General features: G+C 30.9%; 8 protein-coding genes. All 8 read left to right on the forward strand.

The window, feature by feature from the left end; genetic code table 11:
- Positions 1-1138: oligosaccharide flippase family protein (locus ACTHOQ_RS18145; protein ID WP_440497559.1), on the forward strand; the 1138-nt coding region annotated here is incomplete at its 5' end.
- Between the two features lie 13 nt (positions 1139-1151).
- Positions 1152-3038: an asparagine synthase (glutamine-hydrolyzing) gene (gene asnB / locus ACTHOQ_RS18150; RefSeq protein ID WP_440497560.1), complete on the forward strand. Its 1887-nt coding sequence runs from the start codon at positions 1152-1154 to the stop codon at positions 3036-3038.
- Positions 3039-3059: 21 nt separating this feature from the next.
- Complete coding sequence (locus tag ACTHOQ_RS18155) at positions 3060-4172, forward strand: DegT/DnrJ/EryC1/StrS family aminotransferase (protein WP_440497561.1); 1113 nt, start codon at positions 3060-3062, stop codon at positions 4170-4172.
- A 174-nt stretch (positions 4173-4346) separates the two neighbouring features.
- Positions 4347-5057, forward strand: a complete 711-nt coding sequence (locus tag ACTHOQ_RS18160; RefSeq protein WP_440497562.1) for an acyltransferase — start codon at positions 4347-4349, stop codon at positions 5055-5057.
- A gap of 51 nt (positions 5058-5108) precedes the next feature.
- Positions 5109-6218 (forward strand): EpsG family protein, encoded by a 1110-nt coding sequence (locus ACTHOQ_RS18165; RefSeq protein ID WP_440497563.1) that lies wholly within the window; start codon positions 5109-5111, stop codon positions 6216-6218.
- A gap of 15 nt (positions 6219-6233) precedes the next feature.
- Positions 6234-7406, forward strand: a complete 1173-nt coding sequence (locus ACTHOQ_RS18170; protein ID WP_440497565.1) for a glycosyltransferase — start codon at positions 6234-6236, stop codon at positions 7404-7406.
- A 626-nt stretch (positions 7407-8032) separates the two neighbouring features.
- Positions 8033-9277, forward strand: coding sequence for a glycosyltransferase family 4 protein (locus ACTHOQ_RS18175; protein ID WP_440497566.1), 1245 nt, complete (start codon positions 8033-8035; stop codon positions 9275-9277).
- Complete coding sequence (locus ACTHOQ_RS18180; RefSeq protein WP_440497567.1) at positions 9252-10370, forward strand: glycosyltransferase; 1119 nt, start codon at positions 9252-9254, stop codon at positions 10368-10370. The genes ACTHOQ_RS18175 and ACTHOQ_RS18180 overlap by 26 nt, the downstream gene beginning before the upstream one ends.
- Positions 10371-10439: the final 69 nt, after the last annotated feature.

Consider the following 10439-nt stretch of genomic DNA (forward strand, 5'->3'; position numbering starts at 1 on the left):
ATTTACCATTGTGTTTATTCTATTTGAAAAATGGATTTCTCCATTTATATTTTCTAGTCAGATAGAAAATCAAAGCCTAATATATATATTAATTACTGTATTAATTTTCGTAAATGGTATGTTTTATTTTGTTCAAAATCAATTAAGATGGAATTTACAAGTTAGAGAAAATGCGACAGCAAATGTTATTAATTCTTTAACTACTATTTTCACAACGGTAGTATGTATAGTTATCTATGATTATGGTGTCATAGGTGTACTAGTTGGTATGATTAGTGGTAATGTTGTAGGTGGAATTTTTGCTTACTTAAAATCAAGAACATTTTATAAGTTATTTTTTGAAAAAGAATTTTTAATTAAGATGATTAAATTTTCTTTGCCTTTAGTCCCTTCTAGTATAGCTGTTTTTTTGAATTTATATCTAGATAGATTAATAATAAAAAACCAGTTGGGTTTAGGTTATGTAGGGTTATATGCGGTTGCTTATAGATTTGCTTCGGTTATCAGTCTTGTCCTTATTGGGTTCCAAGCATCCTTAACACCTCTTATTTATGCTGAATATAAAAAAGCTAGTACACCTCAGGCGATAGAAAAACTGTTTAGAGTTTTTTTGTTTATTATTATTATTTTAGGTTCAGGAGTATCCATATTCTCACATGAAATATTAGTTCTCTTTACACAACCAGAATATTTTGAAGCGACTTTATTAATAGGACCTCTAACTTTTGCTACCATACTTTCTAATATTTACATATTTACACCTGGTATGGCTATTGCAAATAAAACGAAAAGAATTTTATTTATAAATTTTTTAACAGTTATTGTCAATCTGATGTTGAGCATAGCGTTATTACAGATAATAGGTGTTTATGGAGTAGCTCTTGCGCTGTTCATAAGCAATCTAATATTATTTATGATGTATATGTATAACAGTCAAAAGTTTTATAAAATACCATTTCAATTTAATAGATTATTAGCTACGCTAGCTATTATCATCACTTGTCTGATTATGGCCTTGTACCTTGAAAGCTTAATTGTAAAAATTATTAGTTACTTATTAGTAAATCTAATATTAATGATGGTATTATTTAGTCGAAACGAATTGAAAATAGTATTGAATAAGGCGAAAATTTTATAATTAGGAGTATTATATGTGTGGAATAGCAGCGATTTATTCAACTAAGAGTTTGGAGAATTACTTAATAAAACAGATGACAGATTTGATTAAACATCGAGGGCCTGATGGTGAAGGACATGAAAGTTTTTTAGATGGGCATTTGTGGTTTGGGCATCGTCGATTATCAATTATTGATTTATCGAGTGCAGGTCATCAACCAATGAGTTATTTAGATGAAAGATACTGGATTACTTATAATGGTGAAGTTTATAATTATTTAGAATTACGTGATGAATTAGAAGTAAAAGGGTACCAGTTCCAATCGAATTCTGATACAGAAGTCATTTTAGCTGCGTACGCTGAATGGGGAAAAAATTGTTTAAATCGTTTTAATGGAATGTGGTCGTTTGTCATTTTTGATCGACTTGAAAATAAATTCTTTGCAGCTCGCGATCGATTTGGTGTAAAGCCGTTATATTATTGGTATTCACCTGAGGGAATGTTAGCGTTTGCGTCAGAGATTAAACAGTTTACAGTTTTACCAGGCTGGGAAGCGTCGTTAAACGGACAAAGAGCATATGATTTTTTGAATTGGAGTTTAACAAATCATACGGATGAAACACTTTTTGAAAATGTTTTTCAAATTCGTGGTGGGGAAGCTGTAGTAATAGAATTGGAAAATAATAATCTGTTCAAAGAAAAGTCGCTCAATATTTATCAGTGGTATACTTTGAAACCACGATTATCGAGAGGGACAATTGATGACATCGCAGAAAAATTTAGACAGTTATTTACGGACTCGATTAAATTGCGCTTACGAGCTGATGTTGCAGTGGGTTCGTGTTTATCTGGTGGTCTAGATTCTTCATCTATAGTTTGTGTAGCGAATGATTTATTAGACGAGCTGGATAAAAAAGAATTACAAAAAACATTTTCGGCTTGCTCTCATGAAAAGAAATATGATGAACGATATTTTATTGATAAAGTAGTTCAAAGTCGCGACATTGAAGCGCATTACACATATCCAGAATTGAATAATTTATTTCCACAGTTAGAAGACTTGACATGGCATCAAGATGAACCTTTTGGCTCGACTAGTGTATACGCACAGTGGGAAGTATTTAAGTTAGCTGCAGAACAAAAGGTCAAAGTAGTGCTAGATGGACAAGGGGCAGATGAACAATTAGCAGGTTATCATGGTTATTTTAGCCCGAGATTTACTAGTCTATTGAAATCACTTGATATAGTGACGTTATTAAAGGAAATTAACGACTCTAAGGAAATTCATGGATATAGTAAAGTGTTTGCTATAAAGCAAATCGCTAATGCAATGTTACCTGAAGTTATTCGGCAAAAGCTAATAAAGGTAAATAAATCTCCGACATGGCTTGATATGGAGAGGCTAGGTGCTGTTGAAGCAGACCCATTTGTTGAATTTGGCTCGAAAGCATCGAGTATTCGACAAATGTCTATAGCTCAACTGACTCGTACAAACTTACCTATGTTATTGCACTGGGAGGATAGGGATTCAATGGCACATACGGTTGAATCTAGGTTACCCTTCCTCGATTATCGTTTAGTCGAATTTATTTTAGGTTTACCGGATTCTTTTAAGCTTTCTGATGGAATAACAAAAAAGGTATTAAGAGAGGGTATGAAGGATATTTTACCCGAGGAAATTCGAATGAGAATGGATAAATTAGGTTTTGTGACTCCAGAAGAGGTTTGGATAAAGGGGGAGTCCGCTGAGATGTTTTTAAAAAAGGTAAAAGAGGCAGTTGCATTATCCAAGGGCGTTTTGAAGGAAGATGTGGTTATAAAGGCAGAGGCAATGATTGCTGGTCAAGAAAATTTCTCATTTTATATTTGGCGAGTTATAAGTTTTGGAGAATGGATCAAGAAATTTAACGTTAAAATTTAGAAGTCGAAAGGACTGTTATTTATGAAAATCCCTATGCTTGATTTGGCGGAGCAGTATGCTTCGATTAAAGGGGAAGTATTGACAGAGTTAGATAAGGTCATGTCTTCGTCGCAGTTTATTTTAGGTAGTAATGTGAAGAAACTTGAAGCAGACGTGGCGGCGTTTAGTAAGGTGGAACATGGCATCGGTGTGGCGAATGGTTCGGATGCGATTCATATCGCTTTGGAAGCAGTGGGTGTAGGTGCTGGCGATGAGGTCATTACGACAACGTTTACGTTCTTTGCGACAGGTGGGGCGATTGCGCGTGCGAATGCGACACCGGTATTTGTAGATATTGATCCAGTATCGTACAATATTGATCCTAAGTTAGTAGAAGCAGCGATTACTGATAAGACAAAGGCTATAATTGCTGTTCATTTATACGGTCAAATGGCCGATATGGAAGCTTTAAAGGAAATCGCTGTAAAGCATAAGATAGTGTTGATTGAAGATGCGGCACAAGCAATTGGTGCAGAGCAGAACGGTAAGATAGTGGGTGAATTGGGTACCGCGGCAACATATAGTTTCTTCCCAACGAAAAACCTAGGGGCATACGGTGATGGTGGTATGATTGTAACTAATGATGATACGTTAGCTGAAAATGCACGTATTATCCGTGTGCATGGCAGCAAGCCAAAATATTATCATCATGTACTAGGGTATAACAGTCGTTTAGACGAATTACAGGCAGCAGTATTAAATGTTAAATTCCCACATTTAAAACAGTGGACAGCACAACGTCGGGAACATGCTTCCTATTATACTAAGCGGTTGAATGAAAAAGTGGGAGCGTATGTAACGACACCAATAGTATTAGAAGGATATTATCATGTATTTCACCAGTATACAATTCGTGTCGAGAAGCGCGACGAGCTACAGGCGTATTTAAAAGAGCAGGGTGTTTCGTCAATGGTGTATTACCCGGTACCATTACATTTACAACCTGTATTTTCAAATCTGGGTTATAAGGAAGGCGATTTACCGTTGGCTGAAAAAGCAGCTAAGGAAGCACTTTCTTTACCGATGTTCCCAGAAATGAAGAAACAACAACAGGATTATGTTATAGCTAAGATTGAGGAGTTTTATAATCGATAATTCGAAGAAATGCGTCATTTGTATAAATGACGCATTTCTTTTATTCATTGTTGTTGTATTGCCTTGCAAGTAAAGATACAATTAAATGATGAAAATAATGTTCAAAAAAGCATAGTTTACTATCTGGGGATAATGGAATTATAAAATTTTATAAATTAAGATGGAGGAATTCAGATGAATTTACAACAAGGAAACAATGTAGTTATAGGTGAAAATGTAACTTTCGGTGAACATGTGGTGATTGGTAATAATGTTGTCGTTTATGAAGGAACGATAATAGGTAGTAATGTCTTTATTCAAGACAATGTAGTCATTGGAAAGCAGCCTACACGTGCAAAAGCGTCGATTTTACCAGAAGTGAAAAAATTACCGCCTGCTGTGATAGGTAATGGAGTAACTGTGGGAACCTCGTCCATAATTTATGCAAATGTAAAAGTTGCAGATGATGTATTTATCGCAGATTTGGCGACGGTGCGCGAACGGGTAACGATTGGTGAAAAAACAATTATCGGGCGCGGTGTATCTGTTGAAAATGATTGTAAAGTGGGAATGCGTTGTAAGTTAGAAACGAATTGCTATATTACAGCTTATTCAGAGCTAGGAGACTATGTATTTATAGCACCAGGTGTTGTAACAACAAACGATAATTATATGGCTCGTAGTAAAGAACGTTTAGATAAATTTAAAGGGGTTACAGTTAAAACAGGTGGACGTATTGGAGCAAACTCTACCATTTTACCTGGTAAAACAATTCATGAAGATGGAACAGTTGCTGCGGGTAGTTTAGTATCTAAGGATGTCGCTGCTGAGATGTTGGTTTTAGGATCACCAGCTAAAGAATATAAAAAAGTAGCTACTGAACAATTATTAAAAAATCAAGACTAAGCTATTATCTTGAGTTTTAAAACAATTAGAAGATGAATCAGGAGAATAGTAATGATTTTTATAGTACACTTTATAGTAATAGTATTTTTATTTGTTTTCTCGAAAGTATTTTTAAAAAATGAGAAATTTTTTATTGGTGCTACTTTTTTATATTCTATTTTTGTATTTGGACAAAGATGGATGGTTGGGACAGATTATGGGAACTATTTGATGTATTATATTTATGATTTCCAAGGAACTGAATTGGGATACAGGACATTACAAAACCTATTTTCAAATTATGAATTAAGCTTTAGTTTACTTACATTTTTATTGTATTTTTTAACACAAGTGAATTTTTATAAATTTATTTGTAAATTTGGTAAAAATGCAACATGGATTCTTTTTATTTATTGTTTATCAGAAATATATTTTGCCGAAACATCGCAAATAAGACAATGGATAGCGATTAGTTTTTTTATTAATGCTTATTATTATTTTTTTTATAAAAAGTATTTTAAATCAATAGGTTTAATTATTATAGGTGCGTTATTTCATAAAAGTATTATGTTTGTAGTACCTTTACTATTTATAAGATTAGATAAACTGATTAAAAATAAATACGGATCTTTATTATTTGTTTTAATTTTAGTTATTTTACCATTTATAAATTTGAACATCTTGCTACCGTATTTTAGTTTTATTGGTATCGTCAATGATTACTTAGGGACCCCATATATAGTCGGACTTAGTTTTCTCCATATACTTAAATATTATTTTTTAATCATTTGTACATTTTTCTTCTTATATAATTTGGATAAAATTAAAAATAATTTATATTATTTAATAATTAATGGCCAATTAATATTTTTAACATTATATGGATTAAGCATGCAGTTAGGTGCTTTCATTAGGTTTTCTGCTTTTTTCAAAATTTTTGAGATTATTTTTTTTGTTTGCTTAGTATCTCAGGTGAAAAAGTTTAATAAGACACAATTAAGCTTTGTTTTCGTTATTTATTTTATAGCTATGTATATATCTATTGCTGTATTAGATACAGTAGAAATTTCACACTATCAAATTAGATTTGTGACAATTTTTGAACAGTATACTGATATAGAGCTTATAGATGAATTTTATAATTTTTTGGAAAAAGTAGGGAGATTACCTATAACGGAGTAAAAGGAAAGGATTATTATGCATAGGTTACATTTTTTATTTAACAGTAATTTGATTAAAAATTTTGGAGGAGTTGAGACTTGGGCTAGTTATTTCTTCCCTATATTGTTAGAAAGTAATGAATTTGAAATTCATCTATATTATGTTGATAGTCAAGAAGAAAAGTCAGAAAAAGTATTTTATTCTTGGGAATCTAAAAACTTATTTTTACATCCAATTAATTTAGGTGATTCAAAAAGTAATCATTTTTTGAAGAATTATCTGAAATATTCACAAAAAGTTGCAAGAATTTTCAAATCTAATAAGATTGGAAACGAAGACTGTTTCATTTATGTAGGCTCAATAATGAATGGTTTTATTAATATGTATTTAAATTTAATTAACTTATATTATAGAAAAGCAAATAAAGTGGTATGGGTAAGAAGTAAAAGTGTAGGAGAGTTTGCACAACAATCTAATAAAATGAAAACTTTAGTTGCTACATTTTTGGAAAATTCTATTATAAATAGCAGTTCATTATTAGTAACAAATGGCTATGATACAGAGAAGTTTTATAAAAAAAAATTCCCTAACAAGACTGATAGTATAGTTGCGATTCCAAATGTAATATCCAGAGACTTCCTTCATATTCCAATAAATATAATATCTAACCGATTAAAGGAACCTATAGTTTATGCAGGGCGATTACATATTACCAAAGGATTTAATTATTTTGAAGAAATATCAAGGTGTAACCACCATTTATTCGAGTTCATAGCATATGGTAATTGTGAAAATGTAAAAAAAATTGATACCCTATATTATAAAGGAAGTTATTCTCAGCAAGATTTAGATAATATATTTTTAAGTGCTGATATTTATGTCTTTTTAAATGTATCTAGCATGGCAGGAGGCTTATCTCATAGTTTATTAGAAGCTATGTCTGCCGGAAAGGTAATTATTGCTTGGGATAATGATGTGCATAATCAAGTTTTAAATGAAACTAACTCTTGGTTGGTCCCAGAAGGCAATATATCTAAGTTTCAAGAAATTTTGAATGAAATATATTACGATCTAAAAAATAGACCAGGATTAGTATTGAACAAAAGAGAGCAAGTTAGAAGAGATAGTTTAAAATATATGCCACGAAAACATGTAGAAATATTTCTTAATGAAATAAAAAAATTAAAAACCAAGGAACATTTCTCTTAGAAGGGTTTTCGGGTACTTGAATTTGAAAAGACTTCCTGTAAGACACTTTAATATCAACTAAAAAGTTGAATCGCACGTTTACAAAGAGGAGCCATTCAATTTCTATTTGTTATCAGAGGTCGGTTGCATCACTAGCAGGACTCATATTTACTGCTTTACCGCCAGCATTAAGGGCTTAATGTATGTCCAACGAGCGAGACAAAACTTCGCGCCTTCCTGCTCCGTATCATAATGCCTTTAATCCGGATTTTAGGATAATAAATACAACAAACACTAAAAATTGCCTCTATAGGAGAGGATATATGGAGAAGCCGGCATTATTTTCCCTATGCGGCTGTATTTAAACAGCCATGACTTCCTAAAAGAGCATTTGAAACAGACGCTTAGATTCTTGTAAGGGGTAGTTATCATAGCCATATAGAAATTTAAAAGTGCATCTATATACAGTGTTGAATTAATGAAATCATAATCAGTAAATGGTTTATCAGTTAGTGAAGCGTTCAAAGGAATTTTAGGGGAATTAAAATACTCAAAAAATATTGAAAGCTGTAATGTTAAAACATTCTGACACTAAAAAAATGGAACAAGCTATTATACAATTAACATTGATAGAGGGAGAAGTAAGTATGAAGGAAATTTGGATTATAGCTCCTTTTACAGGTATTGAAGAAAATAATTTTAGAAATAGATTTACCTACCTTGCCAATCTATTAACGGAAGAAGGGTATAATATTACACTAATTACAAGCCAATTTAGTCATTTTCAAAAAAGCCATATTATAAGTGAAACTTTAAAATATCCTTTTAAAACAGTACTTTTATATGAAAAAGGCTATAAAAAAAATGTATCACTAAGTAGAATATTAAGTCATAAACAATTTTCTAAGCAATTAGGACAGTGGATGAATAATAAAAATAATAAGCCTGATTTGTTATACGTCGCTTATCCAACTATGACTGCGGCTAATGTAGCTAGTAAATATGCTAAAAATCATAATATACCTATAGTTCTTGATGTCCAAGATACATGGCCAGAATCTATTTCAGCAGCAGTGGATATTAAGAAGTGGTATTATAAATTGCCTTTGGCCCCTTTGACATGGTTTGCTAATAATATTTACAAATCTGTAGATGGTATTATCGCTGTTTCTAAAACTTATATGAATCGAGCTAGAGTTTTAAATTCAAGGAGTCAATTTTTTAAATATATATATATAGGTTCAGATTTAAATACCTTTGATAATATGGAACTAAATGGGAAAATAATGAAAAACAATGGGGACTTTTGGATAACTTATATTGGTACGCTAAGTCACAGTTATGATATTGAAACTGCGATTAAAGCTATTAAAATGTTTAATTCAAATATTATCTTAAACATTTTAGGTGATGGACCGGATTTTGATAGATTAAAGAATATTGCTGTTAGAGAAGGTCTATTAAATAGTCAAGTATTTTTTAAAGGTTATTTGCCATATGAAGAAATGCTTAGTTATTTAAAACAATCAGATGTTGCTTTAAATGCTATAATAGGTTCATCTAAAGCAACTATTACAAATAAGCTAGGAGACTACCTTGCAGCAGGTTTACCGATATTAAATTCGTGTGAAGAAAGTGAAATTGTTAAATTAGTTGAGGAGAAACAATTAGGGCTTAATTATAAATCAGAAGAAATAGAAGATTTATTTGAAAAAATCGAAAATCTTATAATAGATCAAGAGAAGAGACTAGAGTTTTCTAAAAATGCAAGGGAATTTGCAGAAGAGAGCTTTGATAGAAAAAACAGTTATAAAAAAATCGAAGAAGCAATAAGTATGCTTTTAGATGGTAAATTGGAAGTGGGTTATGATGAAAGTATTAATCGTATGTGATCACTTTCCTGTATCTCCAAGAGTTTTAAAAATGAAGGATTCCATTTTAAAACAAGCACCACACGCAGAGGTGAAAATTTTTTCTTGGAACCGTGGAAATGCAGAAAATAATAATAAAAATATAACTACTGTAAATAGGGAAATTTCTTATGGGAATAGGTTAAATAAAGCTTTATATTTAATTGAATTCTATTGGGAGTTTAGTAAATTTGCTAAAATGTATAAACCCCACTTTATTCATGCTATTGATTTGGAAATGTTCTTAGTATCGACTTTTATTAAATTTAAAGGGAAATTAATTTATGAAGTATATGATATAAAATTTTTTAGAAATAAATATTTTAATTTCTTCAGAGAAAAAATTGAGTTTTTATTTTTAGCTATTAAAAAGCCAGCTATTATATTGGCTTCGCCATTTTTTGAAGAATATTATAAAAAAAGTAGTTTTTTTAGTCATTTAAACAAAATTGTAATTAATAACAAGCCATCTAAGAAGAATATAAATTTTATGGATAAGCACTTTTTAAATGAAGATTTATTTAAAAATCTAAGTGGATCCAAAGTTATAGGTTTTATTGGTACTGTTAGGTATATTGATTTGTTAATAAATCTAATAGAGGCTATTAAAGATAATAAGCAAATTAAAGTATTGATAGCTGGAGAGGGACCGGATTTATATGCTTTAAAAAAATATGTAGAAAACAACGGTTTAGATGGAAGAGTATTATTTACTGGTAGATACGATATTAATGAAATAGAAGACATTTATTATTTATGTGACTATATTTGGGCAGCATACCCATCTAAAGATATTAATGTGAAATATGCTATAAGTAATAAATTTTTCGAGTCTATGGCTTTTAAAAAGAAAGTTATAGTATCAGAAAATACAAAACTTGGAGATTATGTATTTCAAAATGATTTAGGAATAGTTGTTAACCCCTATGACGTAACAGATATTATTCACAAGATAGAAAGTAATAATAATTTGAATATTGATATTAATGTGAAAAAAATTTACGGAGATGCTCTATATTGGGAAGATGAAGAACATTTTTTAAAGACAGTCTATACAGAAAATCTTACTATATAAATTGAACTTTAGAATCTAACACAAAGCCGATCGATTATTCCCTGTTTATTTTTGTTCTGGCAGTTAATA

Source organism: Solibacillus silvestris (assembly GCF_051967575.1).
GTDB lineage: Bacteria > Bacillota > Bacilli > Bacillales_A > Planococcaceae > Solibacillus > Solibacillus silvestris_B.